The following is a 20,719-nucleotide window of genomic DNA, read 5'->3' as shown; positions in this document are numbered from 1 at the left end:
GCTCTTGTTGCAAAGAAGCTAGTTGAAGCTGGAAGAGATTAATAGCACACTAAAAATAAGCCTGCAAACGCAGGCTTATTTTATACATTCTTTAAAATGCTCTTGAAACCACTCTTTATTTAAATCTTTACCAATGAAAACAATCTCACTTACACGTTCTTCTCCTTCTTGCCACTCCCTGTCATATGAAGCAGCGAATAACGTGTGTACACCTTGGAAAACAATGCGGCGATTTACTCCTTCAACAGATAATATTCCTTTATAACGATATAAATACTCTCCTAATTCTTGTACAACAGCTGACATCCATTCATTTATCTTTTGTAAATCAAGAGGACGCTCTTCCTTTAACACAAATGACTTTACACCTTCTAAATGATGCTGCTCTTTATGCGGATAAATTTCTAACTTATCACGCGTTTTAAATGTTTGTATATCTAGTAACGAAGGAATATCTACTTCACAGTTTGTTGTTGGGATTAATTTTGCAGTTGGATTGATCCCTTGTAATTCAATAAGCAAATTTTCTTTTTCTGCCTTCTCTATTAAATCCAATTTATTTACTAAAACCATATCAGCAAAAGCAATCTGCTCTTTTGCTTCTAAACCTTTTTCAAAGTGTTTATGTATATGATAGCTATCTACTACAGTTATTACACCATTAATTTGGTATGCGGACTGAATAATAGGGTCTAAAAAGAATGTTTGAATAATCGGGCCCGGATTTGCAAGTCCCGTTGTTTCAATCACTAAACCTTCAAAATCCATTTTACCTTCCGCTTTTACTTCTAATAAATGCTTTAGTGCGACAAGTAAATCTTCACGCACTGTACAACATAGACAGCCATTTGTCATTTCCATAATTTCTTCTTCTACATTCATAATCAATTGATTATCAATACCAATTTGTCCAATTTCATTTACAATAACAGCAAGCTTCTTTCCATGCTCTTCAGACAAAATACGGTTTAATAAAGTTGTTTTCCCTGAACCAAGAAACCCGGTTAATATCGTTACTGGAATCACTGTTCTACATCTCCTTGTTACATATATGATTACGTATTATATCATAGGTTGTCTTCTTATTTTCTGAATACGAAACATATTAGTTGTAAGCATGTCTACACGAATATATAATAATGGTAAATAAGAAAACCTTTTCATATTGATTAGGTTCATACATATCAGCAAGGAGGACCTTCATAAATGGAACGAATTCAAATGGCTCAAAACCTAGAATTTTCTCAAATCATTCAAGGGTTTTGGCGCTTAGCAGAATGGAATATGACCGATCAAGAATTACTTTCTTTTATTGAATCTTGTATGGAGATGGGGATTACAACGTTTGACCATGCTGATATTTACGGCGACTATACATGTGAAGCTTTATTCGGGAAAGCGCTGCAATTAAAACCAAGTTTACGTGACAATATGCAAATTGTTACAAAATGCGGAATCGCTCTCACATCACCTAAATTTCCAGAACGCTACGTCGTTCACTATAATACAAGTGCTGAGCATATTATAAAAAGTGCTGAACAATCACTACAAAACCTAAATACAGATTATATCGATGTATTACTCATTCATCGCCCAGATCCATTCATGGATCCCGCAGAAGTTGCAGAAGCTTTTTCTCGCTTAAGACAAGATGGAAAAGTACGACACTTTGGTGTATCAAACTTTCTGCCTTCCCAATTCAATATGTTAAGTTCATATTTAGATTTCCCACTTATTACAAATCAAATCGAAGTATCTGTTATGCAGCTTGAGCATTTTGAAAAAGGTACGATTGAACAGTGCCAAGAAAACCGAGTTTCTCCTATGGTTTGGTCTCCTCTTGCTGGCGGTGAAATTTTTAAAGGAAACAATGAACGTACACTTCGCTTACGCCATACATTGGAGCAAATCGCCGCTGATGTTAACATTTCTAGAATTGATTCTATTATGTATGCATGGCTACTTGCTCATCCAGCTAATATGCTACCAATTGTTGGCTCTGGTAAACTAGAACGTGTCAAAACAGCTGTTGAAGCAACAAAACTAACATTAGACCGTCAGCAATGGTTTACAATCTTTGAAAGTTCAAATGGCCATCCCGTTCCATAAGTACACAAAAAGAACATGAGATTCATTCTCATGTTCTTTTTACATCTGTAATTGATTTATTTCTGCTGCGCTCCGAATTCCTGATTCAATTGCCCCTTGTATCCAGCCATGATACAACGTAGTATGATCTCCTGCAAAATATATTCTTCCTTCTGGTTTCACAATATCATTCTGTAATTCCGATTCTTGATTTGCCTGAAAGATTGCAAATCCTCCTAATGCATATGGGTCTAATGTCCAACTTTTCGATATACCAGAAATAAATTCATCATACACTTGATTTCCAAGTATTGTCCCTAAATTTTGCAAAGTGTAATAAATACGATCACTTTCAGATAAGCCATCCCACAACAAGGCATCATACGACCATGTGTAACTTCCAAGTACCATTCCAGGCCCTTTTGTACCAATACCATGACTCGGATAATACGCATAACGAATAGGCAAATCTGTAATAATACGGCCACCAAGTTGACCTTGTTCTTCCCAAAATCGACTTTTAAACTGAATCCCTATTTTCGTAGCGGCCATGTAATGTAGTTCTCGAATGGCTCTCCATTTTCCATGAGAAACAGAATCATACGGATCAATTTCAACAAATCTCATTGTTGTAAACGGAATGGTAACAATGACAACATCACCTGTAATACTGCTGTATTCAAACGTTTTCTCATTACGGCAATATGCTGTAATTCCTTTTTCGTGCTGCGCTAGTTTCATTAATTTTTGCTGAAAGACAATATCATCTTGTAATTGCGGTAAAAAAGCTTTGGGCAATGCGTCATTGCCACCTTCAATTTCATAAAATCCTGTGGATTGCTGTAAAATATAAATAAAGCGCAATGTTTCTACAAAAGATCTTTCTAAAAATCCCTCTAAATCAAGAAGTACCCCTATCATTTCTACAGCAGCCGGTGAAAAAGATACTTTATATTGGTGAGGATAATCTTTTAAAAACTCTGCTGTAGAATACCTACCAAAATCTTTCTCTACAATACTCCAATTTTTTTCTGGGTCTCTTTTAATAAAATCAAGAATTGGTTGTATTGCTGACATCAACAACTCTTCCGATGATTTTCCTTCTTCATTCGCTGCAACTGGATAACGTAAAATACTCGGATTTTTCTCATATTGTTTCAATGTTGTCTTGCGACCATTTGCATATATAATATCCGTATCATTTCGATTAATAAATGGATTTAACTTCAATCCAAACTTCTTATTATATGCAAGTGTTAGTTCATGTGTATAAGGAATCCGCATTGCTCCAACATCTAGATATAAGCCTGTTTCCGGCATTCTAACCGTATAAATACGCCCGCCAATTCGATCATTTGCCTCTAATATTTTCACACGATGACCAGCAGCCTTCAATAATGATCCAGCCACTAACCCCGCCATACCTGCTCCAATAATAATAATATTTTTCGGTACTGTCGTTTTCGGTAAACCATTTTCAATAATAAACAACATCTCGTTGGTTGTAAGACGGGATTGCATATTTATTTGCATCATCCCACACCCCTACTCATCAGTACAAAATCATATTTCAATGCATTGTATTCATGGAAGGAATGGCCTATTCTATGTTTTCTGAATATTCACTAAAAGTTCAAAAGGATATGCACTTATTTCTTTTATTTAACCGTATACTAAAAATGTAGATAGGAAATGTAAGGAAGGGGATGGAAATATGAAACGCTCTTACAACTATCATGAAACTAAGAAACAATTAGAAAGTCAAAAATCTCAGCTATGTAAACGATTAACAGATGTAAAATTAACAGAAAGTGAGCGCAATGAAATCAAGAGAACGATTGATAATTACGAATATATTCTTAATTTAGTTGAAATGAATCATTTTGAAAGAGGAATTTCTCACTAAAAACAGGTATAAAAATCATCCAGATCTAAAGGTTAAAAATCTAATAAATAAAGGTAAGTATATATTAGTCGGGTTTAATATATACTTACCTCTTATTTTTGTTCAACGCACACGACACCATTGATTAGGGAGAGGCTAGTAGTTACTATTGTCCTTTTCTTAACTCCTGAATTAGTTTGAGCGTGTCATTATACAAACTTAATTGATATCTATAGGGCTCTAATTCCGGTGAGATATTGATTTGTACAGAAATCGAAGATAGGTCCAGTAAGTCTAAACTCTTAGAGTTTTGATGCTTCTCTGAACTTCCGTTGAGTTGCTTTTCTATGTATCTCCCCAACATTTGTAATTGAATAGCCCATTGTTGTTGATCAACTTTTGAAATAACATCTGTTTGGGACCAGTCACTGAATGTGTTTAGTATATTGGAAATATACATATATCCTGTCTTTAACTGCGAAATGAATTGTTCGTTTTGTTTTAATATTTGTTTTTTATTCTTAATAAATGGATTTAATTTCAAGCTTTTTTCTGCCAGCTTAAAATCTTCTTGTACCTGATGCAATTCCTGAAGTAGATTTGTTATATTTTTTCTTAGATCTTGTCCTTTAACAGGGTCGCAGTTAGTATTTACCCAATGGGCTGTCTTTTCAAACAGCTGTACAAGATGGCATCCAAATTGATTTAACGTCCAACGAGCTTCTTTCACATAATTGGGTGGAAAAATCAGCATATGAATAATAATGGCGATAAGTGCTCCTACGATAGTATCTCTGATTCGATCTGAGACATAATAGCTCGTTTTATGCACAAAAACAAAGACTAATAAAATCGTTAAAGCCACTTGATGTATGATGGTTTTATGTACCCTTAGTATAACTGGAAGCAACATTCCTCCAAATAGTAATAATCCTATAGTCCATCCGTTCACTTCTAAATGGCTGATAATAAAAACGGTAATAGAAATTCCAAAAATAGTGCCGATAATTCTGTAAAAAGCATACATGGCAGAATGCTGGACAGTTTCTTGCATAGAAAGAATAACAGTTAATGGTGCCAAATAAGGGTGTTTTGACCCTAACATTTTTGCTAATTCCCATGATACACCAGAAGCTAAAGCTATTTTTGTTATGAGTATTAATCCTTTTAGTAGTCCTGTTTTTTGTTTACCCGTTTTTTTTTGCATAAAAACTCCCTTGTTCAAAGAATAATCTTACATACATTTTTGATGTGTTACAGTTCTTTCACTCCTATACTTACCATGAATTAGAGTGAATTAAGTTATTACAAATGAAACTGATTTATTTCATCGATGCAAGAATGAATTAATATTTCATAGAAAAGCTTGTTTTTAAAATAAAAATGGTTACAAAAACGGATATATCATGGATATAATTATTCCCCTGCCCTGTTCTATACTTTTTATACCCTCAATCCATATAGCTATATCTTTTCCAATAGTCGAACTTCCAATAACACTGATTATGTAAAAATGAATCCCCTTCAAATTTTCTGAAGTGGATCCTATATTGTTAGATTAAATACAAATATACCTAATAATTATCTTTTTCTTCGTTATTAATTCCAATTGATTTAAAATTCTTATTTTTTATTCTAAAATGGACAATTTATCCATATAGTTATATAAATGTTATCTTTTTGGAATCTTGGTTAGGAGAGAAAGTGAAGGGATGAAACAGTAGCTGGTGTCTATAAAAATATCTGTATTTTTATGGAAGCCTTTAGATTATTTTCAGGTTACCTAAAGATTCTCGCAGCTCTATTTATAAATAGAATGTGGGATAAATCCTTTTTATATTAAAGCTCTAAATGCATCATTTTGTATAATAAAGGGGGATTAAATTTATGAATAACTTTAATTTTCTTTGTGAACAATTTGCTGCGATCCTCAAAGGGAAAAGTAAAATAGATCAAGGTGCTTGTTCAGTATCTTTCCATCGCAATTTTAAGGTACTGGTTCAAGGAAAACCAAGTATGTCTGTAATACCTGCTGGAGTAGGCTTTGAATCTTTGGATCAAAATGGTAATGCGTTGAATTTAGGGGAAATTGCTGTTTTGCAAGAAGAAATTCCTGCATTTATGCAATCCATTGTACAACAGGGAATTATTGTTAGTGCTCTACATAATCATTGGTTATATACGAATCCATTAATCATGTATATTCATGTCCAATCGGTAGAGCCACCATTAAATTTTGCAAAAAAAATGGCAAATTCTTTTTCGGTCTTAAGTAGCTATCCCGTTGCTGATAACATGAGTTAATGATAAGTGTATCGTATGTATTTTTTATATGAAGTTTAACCGATAGCTCCCCCCTACTCAGGCGAGGAACCTCTGGACGAGAAACTCATAAATCTATTGCTCTATCAATACAAAATATTTTTCTTAAAAAAAATCATCTCAATTGCATTCATAAAACGATTCTTCAATAGGAATTTGGCATCCAAATGGTGAAGTAAGCATTTTATTATACATTTTTAGTAAGTCAATATATAATACTTCGTAGATAACAAAAGAGAGGTATTATATATGATAAAATTAAGCGTTCTAGACCAATCTCCTATCGCAGAAGGAAGTACAGCAATAGAAGCGTTTTCAAATACAGTTCGACTTGCGCAAGAAGTTGAGCAACTTGGCTATACTCGTTTTTGGGTATCAGAACATCATGACTCTACTAGCTTAGCGGGTTCAAGTCCAGAAATCTTAATTTCTCACATAGCTGCTAAAACAAATCGTATTCGAGTAGGTTCTGGCGGTGTTATGCTCCCTCATTATAGTCCTTATAAAGTAGCTGAAAATTTCCGCGTGCTAGAAGCACTATACCCAAACCGTATTGACCTAGGAGTTGGACGAGCTCCAGGCGGAATGCCTATTGCCACACGGGCACTCCAAGAAGGGAAAATGATTTCAATCGATCAATACCCTGAACAAATTCAAGACTTATCCTTGTATTTACACGACCGCTTACCAGATAATCATCGCTTTGCACACCTACATGCTGCTCCAGCTATTCCAACTGCACCAAATCTTTGGTTACTCGGTTCTAGCGGAGAAAGTGCGATGATTGCTGCTAAACAAGGTACAGCTTTCACATTCGCACAATTTATTAATAGTTATGGCGGTCCAGAAATCATAAAAAATTACCAAAATCAATTCCAGCCTTCTTTCTTAGGAGAAAAGCCGCGATCTATCGTAGCTATTTTTGTCATTTGTGCAGAAACAGAAGAAAAAGCACAAAAAATTGTATCTAGCTTAGATCTAGCCCTTTTATTAATTGAACAAAGCGTACGTTCAACCGGCACGCCATCTATCGAAAGAGCTCTCAATTATCCATATAGTGCATTTGATTTTTTACGTATAAAAGAAAATCGAAAACGAATGATTGTCGGTAATCCACATCAAGTAAAAGAACAAATCTCCGCTTTAAGCAAAGTTTATAACACAGAAGAATTTATGATCGTAACAATCACACATAATTTTGAAGATAAATTAAACTCCTACCGCTTACTAGCAGAAGCATTTCAATTGTGAAAAATTCCCTTGAATTAAGGCCATATGCAAACTAAATTTGCATATGGTTTTTCTATATATAACATGATATTTCCTATTCCAACTCAGTTTTCACTATATAACACTTTGTAAATAGGCATAAATTTTTTTATTATAGACTTCACTACTTCTATGAATATATTATAGAAATACATACTGAATAATGCGAAATCTTATAAAAAAAATGAACAACTCATTATCATATAAAGTGAAACTTCCATCAGTGGGAGGGTTCTTCATCCCCTACCTATCTTCTTTGCTTCTCTCTAAATCTTGATATGGGGTCTTACTGCACGCTAATAGCAGGATAAAATACCACCCTCTTCTGTTTATACTATTTTTAGAAAGGCAGGACACAAAATGCAACACTATTATCTTTTCGTTATGATGTCTATTTTTCTTATTCTTTTACCTGGTCCAGATACTGCCATAGCTACTCAAAATACTCTTACACTCGGAAGGTCCGGCGGTTTTAAAACGATGTTTGGAACTTGTTGTGCTCTTTTCATTCATACCGCAGCAGCAATATTAGGTCTTTCAACAATTATTGTTCAATCTGCATTTTTATTTTCTATCATTAAATATGTTGGTGCCATTTATTTAGTATATTTAGGGATTAAAGCGCTATGGGCTCTAAAGACAAATACAGCAACTGTAGAAAGTAATATAAACACAGCATATAAAACAACATCTTGTTTCTTTCAAGGCTTCCTTACAAACCTTCTAAACCCTAAAGTTGCTATTTTCTTTTATGTATACTGCTAACAATAGGTCAAGTTGAGTGAAAGTTTGGGCAACGAGAATACCTGCAATAATAAATAGTAGAAAGACACGATCTTGAAAAATAATTCGATAATTCTTTATCTGCTCATTCACAACAGTAAGCCATCCTGCTTGCTTTTCTACTTCTCTCTTCTTCTCTGGTAACGTCTCTTTTATAAACTTAAGTAATACAAATGCTACTATGAAATTAATTGCAACACTTGCTATTAACAATTCAAAGCGATGAGAGAAAAAGAAATACGCTCCTAAAATCGGCCCCAGCACAACATTAATATTAATCATTGTATAAAAAACTGCAAATACTTTACTTTGCTGTTCTTCAGATACTAAATCAGCGACCATTGCTGCACTTGCTGGATAATATAAAGAACCCATAATACCAATAGTAGAAAAAGCTACAAATGTTAAGATAGAAGATTGTAACCACGGTGAATTTGCAAAAGCAAATAGTACAAATGCAACGCTTTGTACAAATGTAGCAATCACCATCATACGCTTACGGCCATATGTATCTGCTAAATAACCACCTACTAAATTAGCCAAAACAGATAATATTTGCGACAATACAAGTAATACTCCAGCCATCGTTTTTCCTAGTTCTTCTGCAAAATATATTTCCATAAACGGAAGAAGCATCCAAAAGAAAAGCCCAAAGAGCCATTCTCCTACTAGTCGAATCTTTAAATTTGAATCCCATTTCCTCAGAATCTTGAAGTCCCCTCTTCTCTATCTCTTCCCACATAATATTTACAATAAAGAAACAACAATTCTCCATTGTTGTTTCTTTATTGTACAATACTTTTATTCATTTTATCAGGCTTGCTTGTCACTAAATAATGTTTCTCTGATACATATAAATCACGTTCTAGCGTCCTTTTTAAGTATGGCCCTAACTTTATCGAACATATAAGCCGATTCTCATTTCCTTCGACGATTGGAAAGGCTTCTTTCTCTGTCACATATTGATCAACAGCACGCTGTACATCATCAATTTCTTTGACAAGAGCAAGATTTTCTTGTGTATTCTCAAATACTTCAAGGGTTTCCTTCGTAATAATGAACACATTTGTAGGAAAAGCCGGTAAATACGGTTTTAATAAATCATAATTAACCGTGTAATCATCATTTACTAATACCGTATATACCACATTCGCATTCGTTTCAAGAAATTTTGCCATAGCAAGTTCTAGCTCATCTTGCGTAATTTCTCTTTCTTCCTTTCCTTTTTTAAAAAAGCGAAACATCTTCTCTGCCCCCTTTTTTGCTTCATTATACCACAAACTGTAAGACAAATATGAATAATACAAAAAATCAAACTTCATCGTATGTTTGTCCAAACTCATTCATATGTATGTAGTAAAGTGAAAGTTTCAGCGGTAAATAAGGGCTTTCTCTCTCATTGCTCGTTAGTTGAACCAATTCTTGTAGACGGTAGTAAGACCCTTACCTCAAAATTCAGAAAAGAACAAAGAAGATGGGTAGAGAATAACTGCCCTAAAGAACCCAATTAGTCGAGTTTTCCATCAGTGGAGATATAGCAAAAGTTAGGGTGAGGCTGCAAAATAAATGAAGCTCATCATACAAGAAAGAGGGATTAAATGGATAATGAACAATGGAAAGTAGCAAAGAAAATTGCTGCTACTTATATAGGCACTGTTGTTGGAGCTGGATTTGCAACAGGAAGAGAAATCGTTGAATTCTTTACAATTCATGGTACATACGGAACAATTGGTATTTTAGTAAGCGGTATTTTCTTTATTTGGTTAGGTACAAAAATGATGCTTCTTTCTTCACAAATTGAAGCATTTTCTGCTCAAGAATTTAACAAATATTTATTTGGAGATATCTTTGGTAACGTTGTAAATATTTTATTACTTCTCGTATTATTTGGTGTAACAAGCGTCATGCTTTCCGGAGCTGGAGCGGTATTTGAAGAACAACTTCGCCTACCAAGACAGCTTGGTATCTTTATAACGATACTTGCTTGTATTGTAATTGGGAGCAGAGGATTACAAGGAGTCTTTGAAGTCAACTCGCTCGTCGTACCAATTATGATGATTTTTATTGTAGGGCTATCTATTACAACATTCTTTCATGATGCAACTTCTCTTTTCAACATAACACCTTCTGAAAATTGGAATGTCAAATGGATTACAAGTCCAGTCACATATGTTGCACTCAACCTTTCTCTCGCCCAAAGTGTACTTGTACCATTAGCAAGTGAAGTAAAAGATCAAAAAGCCATTAAATGGGGAGGGATATTGGGGGGAGCAGGTCTTTGTTTAATTTTGTTATGTAGTCACCTCGCTATTTTATCTGTTGAACAATTTTATCAATACAATATTCCAATGGCAGAAGTTGTACGCCGCTTCAATGCTACTTTTCATTTCTTTTTTGTGTTAATTATTTTTGGGGAAGTATTTACAACACTCGTTGGTAATGTATTTGGTATGACAAAACAGATGCAATCTATCACTGGGTGGAAGAGTAACATCATTATTTATTTTATCTTACTCATTAGTTATTGCTTTAGTTATATCGGTTATAGTGAATTACTTCATATGCTATATCCTGTAATTGGATGGATTAGCTTAATTCTGCTTCCAATTATTGCTTTCAAACAACAGCAAAAAACATAAAAAACATCCGTTAGTAACGGATGTTTTTTACTCACAATCTTCACATACTTCCCAGTACAATCCCATTTCAACTGCAAGAAATGGTTTTAACTGTAATCGAATCATACGGCTTGGCATACGATCTAATACAAATTGAAAGCTTTCCTCATCTTTAATAATATCCATCTTTTGGACAGCAATACGTTGAATCGTTGTAATCGGCTGACCATCTTTATATAAAACGAGACGAATCTCATCGTCTTCATTAAAAAATAGTTCTATACTTGTACCTGTTGATAATATTATTTCTGTTATAGAATACGCGCCGTTTTCCTCTTGAATGTAATATTTCCATCCTTGACTTCCAACTTCTTGCGGAGGAACTTGAAAAAATGATGTAATCTCCTCATGTAGCATAAAATAACCCCTCTCTTACCTCTTGCTCATTATACCCTACTTCTATATAGTAACATTTATTGTACCACAAATGACTATAACAGCTGTATTTTCCCGTCCGAAACTCTATAGCATCAATTTAAAAACCAAATTTCATCGTAACTAAAACGAAAAGTGCGTGGGTTACTTTTCCCATGCACTTTTTCATTACACTTTAAATCGGCTCAATTAACACTTGTAATTTTCAGCTATTTGTAATAGTGTTCCAGCTGCTAAACCAAATTCCTCCATAGAGGCTAATTGTTCTTCAACCGATGCATCTACGCCTTTGGAGTTTTATTTTTATTTTTTCTGCCTCATTTGCTTCGTTGTCTTTTTCCATTTTTCGCGCTCTGTACGAGCCAAAAGAGCATCTTGTTTTCTCATCGCATAAGCAATTTCTTTTTGCAACTTTTTATAATTGAAAAGTCGCGCTTCTTCTAATGTTCCCTCATTAATAGCAATGCGAATTGCACAACCTGGTTCATTCTCATGTTGGCAATCACGAAAACGACATTTTTTCGCAGCTTCTTCAATGTCAGAAAAGGTTGCGTGCATCGCCCCGCTTCCTTCCCAAAGCTGCAATTCCCTCATTCCTGGTGTATCAATAACAAGTGCACCAGTTGGTAATTGGAACAATTCTCGGTGCGTTGTCGTATGTTTTCCTTTACTATCGCTCTCACGAATTCCACCTGTTTTCGCCACTTCATTTCCCATTAAAGCATTTAATAATGTGGACTTTCCTGCTCCGGAAGAACCAACAAGCGCAATTGTTTTTCCTGGTTGTAAAAACTGTTGTAACGTCTCTATTCCGGTTTGTTGCAGACTATCAACTGCAAAAATAGGTGCACCAATTGCAACGGCCTCTGTTTCCATCACCTTTTGCTGTATATCTGTACATAAATCACTCTTTGTCAAAATAACAACAGGTGTTGCTCCGCTCTCATATGCTAACAATAAATAACGTTCAATTCGTCTCGCATTAAAATCAGCATTTAAAGCATTAACTAAAAACAGATAATCCACATTCGCTGCTACAATTTGTTCCTCCGTTTTCTCTCCAGCTACCTTTCTAGAAAAAGAACTTTTTCTTGTAAGCACAGTATGAATAATCGCTTTCTTTTCTTCTGGCAATTTTGTTACACTTACCCAATCACCAACTGCAGGATAATCGCCTTTCTCACTTGCTTCATAGCGAAATTTCCCTGCTAACTCAGCTACGTATTCACCATCTTCACATATAATCCGATACATATGTTTATGCTCTAACAAAACACGTCCTACTTCACATTCTTCCAATAGTTGGTCTTCAAAATATAAGTCCCATCCAAATGTTACTAAATGATTACGATTCAAATTCGTATCCTCCCTAAAATGTATAATGCGGAAGGATATAGCGATTCTTTACAAAGCGCCGCCCATTCCTTCCTTATTTCCATTAGCTGTATAAAGCTTATAAACAATCGCCATAATACATCACTCCGTTCTCGTTAGATTTAATTTTATTATATGAAATTTCAATTTAAATATCTACCATTTATGACAGAATTTTCGGTATAATAAAAGTACCCACCCTAAACCAATTTTCTCAATATATGGTATATAAAGTCCTAAAAGGAGTTTCTGTAATATAAACAGAATTGTATTTAACTAAAAGGAGTGGATCTGATGGATATGTATTCGTGGCTAACAGCTCTTCTCGTTGGTGGAATTACCGGTTTTGTTGCCCATCTTATCAATCATCAAGGCAAATTGTTGCTTCCACGCCGATTAAAAACATTTTTCCATCTTGGTTTTTTTGCTGACATCATTACTGGTAGTCTTGCTGCACTATTGGGCCTTGTTTTATTTGATGCGACAACAACTAAAGAAATTATTAAAGTTGCAATCGTTACTGCAATTTCTGGTCAAACATTTTTACTCCACCAAGCACTTGGAGGAGAACAAGCAAAGAATATGCAAATAAATAAAGCAAATGAAAAAATACAAGAAATTGACAAATTATTAAACCGTTAATATGTACTATAACTAAGGAATTGTTGATATAATGAAAAATAAAATTCTGAATTGAAGTGTCTGTCAGAAGAGAGGGTGTTTCGTATGACAAACAAAAAGATAGAAGATTTCTTAACAGACCCTGAAAAAGAGGAGCTGATAGAAAACTACAAATGTTTACGAGAAGCCCGCACAAAACAAGAAGCAAACTATTTTGGTGAAACAGTAAACAATTTGTTAGATAAAGCAAAACAACGTATTATTAAAGAAGCTGGTATTAAAGATGAAAATGCTGCAACGATTCACTCAAAGCGAAAAGCACTGTTTTAGTTTATACATGAAAACAGTGCTTTAGTATTTCAGTTTACATAATATAATTATTTTTTATTTAACATATATACTATAAAGCTATTTTTTGCTTTGTTTCATAGTATATATTTCTTCTAATGCCACTTCGTTTAAATGTAAATAGAGAAAAGAAATACAAGCTGGCTGTAAAAATTCCGATTGCAAAATCCACACTATCGCGTCACTTTAAATTATTACGAGAATCTGGTGTTATGTATACAAGAATTGAAGGGACACAACGTTTCATCTCTATTAGGACAGACAATCTAAACAAAAGGTTCCCAGGATTATTAGACACTATTTTACAAGCGACAGAACCTTATTAATAACACCGTTGTCCCAGTTCTAACAGGCTCTGAATTCATATAATAATATAACTGCAGTAATCAATAACACTCAAATATGCAAAATACACTTGCACAAAAAAAGAGCATCTTCATTTAGATGCCCTTCCACACAATTTAATAAGTAAATGTAATTGTTAACAATGAGGATCCAGCTTGTGCTTGATAAGGAGCTACCTGATACGATACTTGCTTTGCTCCTTTTGGCCAAGAAATCTCATTCAATACCTTTTTAACATCTTGCATCGTTTTATCTACTGTTTGATGGTAACAAAGTTCTATCTTTTCTTGTTTAGATGTGAATTTTTGCTGTAATTTTTGCTTTAACTGTTTGTAATCTTCAGCCCCAAATTCTGGTGCTAAATAAACAAGATTTGTATCTTTTAATATTTGTTGATAACTAGAGGATTTCTTATTGCCTGCTTTAATTTTAGTCGTTAACTCATTATAATAGTTTGTATTTGCAACTGGATATTTACTACGATCCCATTGATGATCTTTACTCATTTGCTCATCAGACATATTAAAATAAGAATACATAACACGTCCCTGTTTATCCGGAACTGGATCATCGAATGTCGTATCGAGGTGATACCATTTACCGTCAATATTTACAAGATTCCATGCGTGAGACTGACCATTTCCAGTTCCCGTTACAATATGGGATTGAATTCCAGCCTCTTTTAATAGCTGATACGTTAATAGTGCATATCCTTGGCAAACCGCCGAACGATTTACTAATGCATCATATGCGGTATAAGACTGAAGCGATGTGTCATATGAAACATGTTTCACTACATAGTCATGAATGGCTTTTACTTTTTCATTCTCATCCATTCCAGTTGTAATTATTGAATTTACAATTGATTTTGCTTGTTTCATTACGTACTGTGATTGCTCTTTCGTTTCACGATATGAAATATTTAGTGTAAATGAGTAATTTCCTGGTAAACCCCGAATCGAAAACTTTGTGCTGCTTATATTGTATTTTAAGTATTCATCTTTTTCTAACGTTTGATTATAAGCCTGCACCAATGTATCCAAAACTTCTTGTACATTAGCATGTTTCGTCTTATATTTAATTGTAATATTTGTTTCACGATTATTTAGATGTTGTTGTAATTCTTGCTGAAATTCTGTAATTAATTTTGCATCATTTACAGAATTAGCCATATCTCCTACTTGTTTTGTAGCAGCGTATGAGACTGAAGGCATATGAAGCGCTCCGGTTATAATAGATGAGCAAAGTACCATAGTAGATACATATTTTATAGATTTCTTCATTTCATCACATCCTCGTAGTATAAGATAATCTTAAAATAGCTTTCTTTCATACATCAACTATATACGAATTTTCACAAAAAAGAAAATCCGATTTTTTACATTTATAAATCGCATTAAAGTTGAAAAAATGACTTACACATGATGTAATTCAAACGACGATGAACTACCTTCTTATACAAATAAATAATGGCTGAACAACTCGATCCAATTATAAAAGCAGCTTCCGTTATATACACGTGAAACTGCCTTTTTTTACTTTATAAACTTTGCAAAATACAGCAAGCTTTATCAAAACGTCGCTGCTTTATATCTTCATTCGCAATACAGAAATATAACATTCCCATATCACCCCACATCATGTTCAAATGTTCCTCGTCAGAATCTACTTGAAATAATAATGTTATCTCGTTATGATGCAAACCTATATATTCCTGTGCTTCTTCCAACACTTCTGTTTGAACTGAAAACGGTGTACCGAAAACTTGATGATTGTCATAGCAATCAGGTATTAATTCCTCTAACAATTGTAAGAAACGATCTGAATCCTCTTCGTCCTCAATAAACAAATCTGGAAGTTTCTGTGCTATTTCAAATGTAACTCTACATTGAGAATATTGCCCCTTCACTTGATTCGTTTTTTGTACATCACCTATTTCTCCTTCATAATATAAAACACACCAGCCTTCTTTTACGTTTGAATTTCCATATACCTCGCAAAAGGCTTCCTGCTCATCATCAGCAAAATAGAAAAAATACAACATACCACTTTGAGGCAAATCATTCTTCATACCTACAGCTTGAAGTTCAGCTAAATTAAACTGTGCAACAAAATGAAGAGGATGCCCTTTATATGTAGGATAGGCTAACGTTGCTGGTAGATCGGGATATCCTCCCATTTTTGAACAACCTACTGGTAATACCGCTTCTTGTTTTGGTACTACTTTTATACATTCAAATACTGTAGCCAACAACTCATCTTTTATATGAGTCAATTGATATTTTTCGATTAATTCTTCAATATGTTTTGTCATAAAAACTCCTTATTCAACATGATTTCCTACATCATATCACAAAATTTGCTAGTGCTTCTTTCACATTTTTCTTTATTCATATCTATACCCATTATGAAAAAAAGGCTTGTTCGTCATAATCGAAACGCTTCCCTATTACATAATATACAGTGTTCCTACAAACATGCAATTTCATCATCCCTTGTAGTACATCCTCATAAATTTCACTTTGTTCACCCCTAAATTTTTCATATTAAGGAGGAAATGAATATGGGTTACGGATACGGATATGGCCCCGGCTGTGGAGGATTCGGATACGGATACGGTTGTGGAGGATGCGGATACGGCGGCGGTTTTGCTTTATTAATCGTTTTATTTATCCTTCTCATCATCATTGGAGCTAGCTGCTTTGGCGGTTTTATCTGCTAAGTAAACTTTAACAACTATTGTAAAAAAGCACGCACTTGCCGTGCTTTTTTGCTGTTTATTTCATATAAAAAAATAAAGTGAAACTTCCATCAGTGGGGGTTTTCTTCATCCCCCACTGATGGTTAGTTGAACCNNCCCCACCTATCTTCTTCGCTCTTCTTTTAATCTTAAGGTGGGGGGCTTACTGCCCGTTAATGCGGGATAAATAATGAATCGAAAGGAATTGTTTTCATGAAAATAGATGGTGTCTTTGAAGGAGGCGGAGTTCGAGGAATTGCACATGTCGGAGCAATCTGTGCGTTAGAAAAGCACAATTATGAATGGGAGCGAGTCGCCGGTACATCAGCAGGTGCTATTATCGCAGCGCTTCTTGCCTGTGGCTATACAGGAAAAGAATTAAAAACAATTATTAATGGTGCTGACTATACAAATTTCATTACAAAAACATGCATAGATAAAATTCCTATTATCGGAAAAGGAATAAATGTATGGGTTAAAATGGGGATATATAAAAATGATTTTATAGAACAATGGTTAGAAGATTTATTATCTAAAAAAGGGGTGCATTGTTTTAGTGACTTACCTAACCCTGAAGGCTTAAAAATCATCGCTTCCGATATTAGTAATGGTAAAATGGTCATTTTCCCTGATGACTTACTGCACTATGGATTCCCTACCAAAAAATTTTCTATTGCAAAAGCAGTGAGAATGAGTGCTACAATCCCTTTCTTTTTTCAGCCTGTTAAATGGAAAACTCCTAAATGGAAGCAACCTTGCTATATAGTCGACGGAGGTATTCTCAGCAATTATCCGATATGGATTTTTGACTCACCAAACATTCCCCGCTGGCCTACCTTTGGATTTCATTTTGTAAAAGACGAGATTCAAGCTGAACCCGTTCATTATGAAGAACCTATTTCGATGTTTAAAGGGCTATTTAAAACAATGATGCAAGCCCACGATTTACGCTATCTCAATACAGAAGCAAGAGCACGTACTATTAAAATACCTACCGGAAATATTACTAGTACCAACTTCAATTTAAGTGTTGAGGAGAAAGAATGGCTCTATCACTCTGGTTATCAAGCTGCTGAAAAATTTCTACACTCTTGGAACTTTACCCAATATATAAACCAATATCGAACTGGATCTCCATCTAGTACTACAAGTAGCCGAACCACTAATTTCGACAAACAATAAAGTGAAATTGCCAGTTAACGTGGCAGAGCTTCATACATTTTCAATTTTTTTCTTACACAAAAAGTAATTGCATTTGTCCTTAATAACACGTGCTTCTCCTCCCTTGCAATCCTATACTCTAGAGGCTTTACTACTACGCATAATTCTTCCCATCCTGTATATATCTTACGCAACGTATAAAGCATTTCTTCTGTTGCCAGATTTACTTCAAATAAAGGATCCAACTTTACATTCGTGTTCATATCGATTTCTTCCACACTGGAATTCATCACAATATAATTAATCCCCTTATCTTTCGTTCCTGTTTTCATATTGTGTAATACATTCTGAAGTTCACTCTTGGAAGGAACATGTTCTAAACTAGATACTGCCACAATATAGTCATATTCATTTGCAGTAATTTGATAATGTTCAATATTACTCTCTACAGTTTGAATACGATCTGCAACACCAAAATCATAACTATACTGCTTCAATCGATGCAATGCCGACGACAGTAGATCTACACATACTACTTTCCCTGTTTTTATTCTTTGGGCAATTGGCATACTGTTTCTACCAACCCCACATCCTAAATCCAACACAGCAACATATTGTTGTCCTTGAAACAAACTCATCATTTCAATAACACCCGAAACTGGACTACGTAACCATGATCCTTCTTCAAATAACTTATGATTCGCATAAAAATGTTCGTGATACTGTTTTTCTTTCTGTCTTATATACTGTATTCGATTCATTTCTCGTTTCATCTCCTCTACCATACAATACACATATACATTCTCACATTGGTATATAATTCCCTCTCTAAATCAAAATTCACTACAAGAAAAGAAACACCTGTATCTCAAATGAACCTTTCATCTCAATGGAAATTTTACGAGCAGTTATTGTCCACCTATCTTCTTTATTCTCTCCAAATTTTGAAGTAGTGGTCTTGCTGCCCAAGAAATAACTGGATAAGTCATTTCTCAAGTGTGAAAAGACGGTAGCCATTATGACTACCGTCTTTTTATGGATATTGTAATCCCTCTGCTTCTTCCACTGTAATAACGATATAGCGTTCTCCAGTCCTTAATCCTAACAGTTCTGCTTTTTCAATTGCTTCTTTCTTTGTTTCTGCATAAGCAGCTAAATATTTTGTTTCATTTATAATTTGGCAAATTACATATCGATTCATTTTAGTTCTCCTTCAACATAGAATTTCACATTTCTTTATTGTTTTATTTCTTGTATAATCATCGCTAATTTCTCAATTCCTCTTTCAATATCGTATAATGATGCATATGAGTATGAAATTCGTAAATATTGATCAGAATTTCGATCATACAAATTCCCTGGATTGAGCAGAATTCCTGCTTTTAAAGCTTTATGAAACAACTCCTGCATAGAAAATGCGGGGATTATATGCAGCCATATGTAAAAACCGCCTTTTGGTACATCCCACGTCGCAATATGTGAAAAATGTTTTTCCAACGCTTGTAATGCAACATCTCTGCGTGTTTGCAATTCTCTTCGAATATAACTTAAATGTTCTTCATACAATCCACTTAAAAACCATTGGACAGCAACTTGTTGTGACAAAGAACTAGATCCATAATCTGTCTGCATCTTTATATCTGCTAATCGTCCAATCACCGGCTCTGGTCCTACAATCCAGCCAATTCTCAGTCCAGGACTAACTGTTTTAGACATACTTCCTACATAAAGAACATTCCCATGTCGATCATATGCTTTTAATGGTTTCGAAGGTAAAGAGTCAATCCACAAATCTTGATACACACCATCTTCTATTATAGGCAACCCAATCTCATTACAAGTTTCCATAAGAACTTGTCTTCGCACTTGATCCATTAAAATACCAGTTGGATTATGAAAAGAAGGAATCGTATAAAGCAGTGAGCCATGGAATTGTTTTTTATACTTTGAAACAAACGTTGGTTGTACACCATTTTGATCCATCGGAACCCCAATTAACCGCATCCCTGCAGACTGAAAAATATTAAGCGAAAATAAATAAGAAGGCTTTTCAACTAGAATTGTTGCCCCTTTCTGTAATAGTCCCATAGAAATTAACTGCAAGGCCTGTATTCCACCTGATACAACTAAAATAGATGAAGAGGATGCCTGTATTCCTAACGTTTTTAAATACTTTGCTAGCTGTTCACGCAGTAAAATATCTCCTTTCGGTTCTTCATAGCCTAAAGGGATGCTCTGTTGCGAAAGCATACTCATAATACGTTGCATCTTCTCTTGCGGTAAAAGTTCTGGCGAGAGTTCACCTGTTCCTAATCGAATCATGTTAGAATCAAATTCTGCCCGGTTAATCTCTTGAATCGTTGGTAAATTAGGATAATGAAGCCCTGTCTCAACATACGCATTCCAATCAGGTAGCGCTGAAGAAACTAGCAAGTCCCATATATTGCTTATAACTCTTGTTCCTCGTCTCCCGTTTCCCTCGATTAACCCTTGAGCAGCTAGCTCATCCAATGCTGTTACAATTGTACTTCGATTCACTCTAAATGCATCGGCCAACGCTCGTTGAGACGGTAATTTTGTTCCTATTGTCCACTCCCCATTGACAATTTTCGCTTTTAAATATTCTTCAATTTGTTTATACAAAGGAATAGGAGAAGATATATTTGGATTCCATTCAAACCATTCCATTAAATCACTCCAACTAGATTTTTATACTTGTAGTATATACTT

General features: G+C 34.6%; 21 protein-coding genes and 2 pseudogenes. 11 read left to right on the top strand and 12 right to left on the bottom strand.

Annotation, left to right across the window (positions count from 1 at the left end):
- Positions 1-75: 75 nt before the first annotated feature.
- A complete protein-coding gene (locus CN326_RS18615) occupies positions 76-1,026 on the bottom strand; it encodes a CobW family GTP-binding protein (protein ID WP_098310462.1) in 951 nt (316 codons plus the stop codon).
- 180 nt (positions 1,027-1,206) lie between these two features.
- Between CN326_RS18615 and CN326_RS18610 the strand changes: the two genes are divergently transcribed.
- Entirely contained in the window at positions 1,207-2,109 is a 903-nt protein-coding gene (locus CN326_RS18610; protein ID WP_098310461.1) for an aldo/keto reductase, read from the top strand.
- A 39-nt stretch (positions 2,110-2,148) separates the two neighbouring features.
- Here CN326_RS18610 and CN326_RS18605 read toward each other — a convergent pair whose 3' ends face one another.
- The gene (locus tag CN326_RS18605) at positions 2,149-3,621 is read right to left on the bottom strand and encodes a flavin monoamine oxidase family protein (RefSeq protein WP_098310460.1); all 1,473 of its coding nucleotides are present in this window, start codon (positions 3,619-3,621) and stop codon (positions 2,149-2,151) included.
- 181 nt (positions 3,622-3,802) lie between these two features.
- On the opposite strand from CN326_RS18605, the gene CN326_RS18600 reads away from it, so the two are divergent.
- Positions 3,803-3,994, top strand: a complete 192-nt coding sequence (locus CN326_RS18600) for a DUF3896 family protein (RefSeq protein ID WP_098310459.1) — start codon at positions 3,803-3,805, stop codon at positions 3,992-3,994.
- Between the two features lie 145 nt (positions 3,995-4,139).
- Here CN326_RS18600 and CN326_RS18595 read toward each other — a convergent pair whose 3' ends face one another.
- Positions 4,140-5,180 (bottom strand): FUSC family protein, encoded by a 1,041-nt coding sequence (locus CN326_RS18595; RefSeq protein ID WP_098310458.1) that lies wholly within the window; start codon positions 5,178-5,180, stop codon positions 4,140-4,142.
- Positions 5,181-5,860: 680 nt separating this feature from the next.
- Between CN326_RS18595 and CN326_RS18590 the strand changes: the two genes are divergently transcribed.
- From CN326_RS18590 to CN326_RS18580, 3 genes and pseudogenes are all read left to right on the top strand, one after another.
- On the top strand, positions 5,861-6,277 hold the full coding sequence (locus CN326_RS18590; RefSeq protein ID WP_098310457.1) for a DUF1259 domain-containing protein: 417 nt from the start codon (positions 5,861-5,863) through the stop codon (positions 6,275-6,277).
- Between the two features lie 267 nt (positions 6,278-6,544).
- Positions 6,545-7,546 carry an LLM class flavin-dependent oxidoreductase gene (locus CN326_RS18585; RefSeq protein WP_098310456.1) on the top strand — a complete coding sequence of 334 codons (1,002 nt, stop codon included), beginning with the start codon at positions 6,545-6,547 and terminating at the stop codon, positions 7,544-7,546.
- 378 nt (positions 7,547-7,924) lie between these two features.
- Positions 7,925-8,323 (top strand): annotated as a pseudogene (locus CN326_RS18580) (LysE family translocator); the annotation flags it as partial.
- Here CN326_RS18580 and CN326_RS18575 read toward each other — a convergent pair.
- Positions 8,288-8,968 carry an MFS transporter gene (locus CN326_RS18575; RefSeq protein ID WP_255258162.1) on the bottom strand — a complete coding sequence of 227 codons (681 nt, stop codon included), beginning with the start codon at positions 8,966-8,968 and terminating at the stop codon, positions 8,288-8,290. The pseudogene CN326_RS18580 and the gene CN326_RS18575 sit on opposite strands and share 36 nt — an antisense overlap.
- Before the next feature lie 164 nt (positions 8,969-9,132).
- Positions 9,133-9,591, bottom strand: a complete 459-nt coding sequence (locus CN326_RS18570) for a DUF3939 domain-containing protein (RefSeq protein ID WP_098310453.1) — start codon at positions 9,589-9,591, stop codon at positions 9,133-9,135.
- Between the two features lie 354 nt (positions 9,592-9,945).
- Between CN326_RS18570 and CN326_RS18565 the strand changes: the two genes are divergently transcribed.
- Complete coding sequence (locus tag CN326_RS18565) at positions 9,946-10,986, top strand: YkvI family membrane protein (RefSeq protein WP_098310452.1); 1,041 nt, start codon at positions 9,946-9,948, stop codon at positions 10,984-10,986.
- A gap of 27 nt (positions 10,987-11,013) precedes the next feature.
- Here the strand turns inward: CN326_RS18565 and CN326_RS18560 are convergent, their stop codons facing one another.
- On the bottom strand, positions 11,014-11,382 hold the full coding sequence (locus tag CN326_RS18560) for a DUF3979 family protein (RefSeq protein WP_098310451.1): 369 nt from the start codon (positions 11,380-11,382) through the stop codon (positions 11,014-11,016).
- A gap of 321 nt (positions 11,383-11,703) precedes the next feature.
- Positions 11,704-12,756: a ribosome small subunit-dependent GTPase A gene (gene rsgA / locus CN326_RS18555; protein ID WP_098310450.1), complete on the bottom strand. Its 1,053-nt coding sequence runs from the start codon at positions 12,754-12,756 to the stop codon at positions 11,704-11,706.
- Positions 12,757-13,068: 312 nt separating this feature from the next.
- Here rsgA and CN326_RS18550 point away from each other — a divergent pair, with 312 nt between their 5' ends.
- The 3 genes and pseudogenes from CN326_RS18550 to CN326_RS18540 all read left to right on the top strand — a co-directional run.
- On the top strand, positions 13,069-13,416 hold the full coding sequence (locus CN326_RS18550; protein ID WP_098310449.1) for a DUF4257 domain-containing protein: 348 nt from the start codon (positions 13,069-13,071) through the stop codon (positions 13,414-13,416).
- A gap of 84 nt (positions 13,417-13,500) precedes the next feature.
- A complete protein-coding gene (locus CN326_RS18545) occupies positions 13,501-13,725 on the top strand; it encodes a hypothetical protein (protein ID WP_141525079.1) in 225 nt (74 codons plus the stop codon).
- 161 nt (positions 13,726-13,886) lie between these two features.
- Positions 13,887-14,069 (top strand): annotated as a pseudogene (locus tag CN326_RS18540) (ArsR/SmtB family transcription factor); the annotation flags it as partial.
- A 135-nt stretch (positions 14,070-14,204) separates the two neighbouring features.
- On the opposite strand, the gene CN326_RS18535 reads toward CN326_RS18540, so the two are convergent.
- Together CN326_RS18535 and CN326_RS18530 are read right to left on the bottom strand one after the other, a co-directional pair.
- Positions 14,205-15,371 (bottom strand): transglutaminase domain-containing protein, encoded by a 1,167-nt coding sequence (locus CN326_RS18535; protein ID WP_098310446.1) that lies wholly within the window; start codon positions 15,369-15,371, stop codon positions 14,205-14,207.
- A gap of 257 nt (positions 15,372-15,628) precedes the next feature.
- Entirely contained in the window at positions 15,629-16,402 is a 774-nt protein-coding gene (locus CN326_RS18530; RefSeq protein WP_098310445.1) for a YwqG family protein, read from the bottom strand.
- A 249-nt stretch (positions 16,403-16,651) separates the two neighbouring features.
- Between CN326_RS18530 and CN326_RS18525 the strand changes: the two genes are divergently transcribed.
- Positions 16,652-16,810, top strand: coding sequence for a YjcZ family sporulation protein (locus tag CN326_RS18525; RefSeq protein WP_098310444.1), 159 nt, complete (start codon positions 16,652-16,654; stop codon positions 16,808-16,810).
- 231 nt (positions 16,811-17,041) lie between these two features.
- Positions 17,042-18,010 carry a patatin-like phospholipase family protein gene (locus CN326_RS18520; RefSeq protein ID WP_098310443.1) on the top strand — a complete coding sequence of 323 codons (969 nt, stop codon included), beginning with the start codon at positions 17,042-17,044 and terminating at the stop codon, positions 18,008-18,010.
- Positions 18,011-18,024: 14 nt separating this feature from the next.
- Here CN326_RS18520 and CN326_RS18515 read toward each other — a convergent pair whose 3' ends face one another.
- From CN326_RS18515 to CN326_RS18505, 3 genes are all read right to left on the bottom strand, one after another.
- Positions 18,025-18,750: a class I SAM-dependent methyltransferase gene (locus CN326_RS18515; protein ID WP_098310442.1), complete on the bottom strand. Its 726-nt coding sequence runs from the start codon at positions 18,748-18,750 to the stop codon at positions 18,025-18,027.
- Positions 18,751-19,022: 272 nt separating this feature from the next.
- Positions 19,023-19,190, bottom strand: a complete 168-nt coding sequence (locus CN326_RS18510) for a DUF3933 family protein (protein WP_098310441.1) — start codon at positions 19,188-19,190, stop codon at positions 19,023-19,025.
- Positions 19,191-19,225: 35 nt separating this feature from the next.
- Positions 19,226-20,677, bottom strand: a complete 1,452-nt coding sequence (locus tag CN326_RS18505) for an aminotransferase-like domain-containing protein (protein ID WP_098310440.1) — start codon at positions 20,675-20,677, stop codon at positions 19,226-19,228.
- Positions 20,678-20,719: the final 42 nt, after the last annotated feature.

It is taken from the genome of Bacillus sp. AFS018417, from assembly GCF_002560985.1.
Lineage (GTDB): Bacteria > Bacillota > Bacilli > Bacillales > Bacillaceae_G > Bacillus_A > Bacillus_A rhizoplanae.
This window is presented reverse-complemented; position numbering and strand designations above follow the sequence as displayed.